The organism is Achromobacter aegrifaciens, assembly GCF_902859965.1.
GTDB lineage: Bacteria > Pseudomonadota > Gammaproteobacteria > Burkholderiales > Burkholderiaceae_B > Achromobacter > Achromobacter aegrifaciens.
The window spans coordinates 1-650 of record NZ_CADIKO010000016.1; the positions used below are offsets into that span (position 1 = coordinate 1).

The 650-nt window shown below is 49.5% G+C and carries 1 protein-coding gene and 1 rRNA gene; one reads left to right on the top strand and one right to left on the bottom strand.

Annotation, left to right across the window (positions count from 1 at the left end; all coding sequences use genetic code 11):
* On the top strand, positions 1–227 hold a 227-nt coding region (locus HV793_RS31060; RefSeq protein WP_217481795.1), incomplete at its 5' end, for a hypothetical protein.
* 330 nt (positions 228–557) lie between these two features.
* Here HV793_RS31060 and rrf read toward each other — a convergent pair.
* Positions 558–650: ribosomal RNA gene (rrf, locus tag HV793_RS30995) — 5S ribosomal RNA — on the bottom strand; the annotation flags it as partial.

The following is a 650-nucleotide window of genomic DNA, read 5'->3' on the forward strand; positions in this document are numbered from 1 at the left end:
ATTTCATTGTGCCTGTGACCGAAGTCACTATGCACTCGCATCAAGCGCCCACACTTATCGGTTGTTTAATTGTTAAAGAGCGGTACTGCCAAATTCTGTACTACTTACTGCATCTTGCCGCCAACTTCGCGCTTCGTCGCTTACGCGACGTCGCCGCATCAGCAGCAGAGAAACGAGATTATGAAGGAGTTTTTAGCGCTTGTCAAATCGTTGTCGCTTTTGTTTGAGTTTTTCAACTCATCTCCAGCATCAAGACCTGGCAACTTACCGCCTGGACCCCTTCAGGTCCGCCAGGACAACGTCCCGGCTTTTCGCTTCCCTTAGCAGCTATCGGAATGTCGGGGTATACCCTGATATTTCGGTAGCAGCCAAGCCGCAAACTATAACATCTTTTTTGCAGTTCATGCAGCTGGCTTCTGCCTAATCTGCATCTTCTACTGCAAAACCGCTGTTTTTCTGGATCTCTCCATCTTTACCGCGGCTGAGAACTCAAGGCTCTCACTTATATATAAAGACAAACCCCCGCAGGGTAACCTGCGGGGGTTTGCGGAATAAAAGCTTGACGATGACCTACTTTCACAGACGTCCGTCCACTATCATCGGCGCAAAGTCGTTTCACTGTCCTGTTCGGGATGGGAAGGAGTGGGACC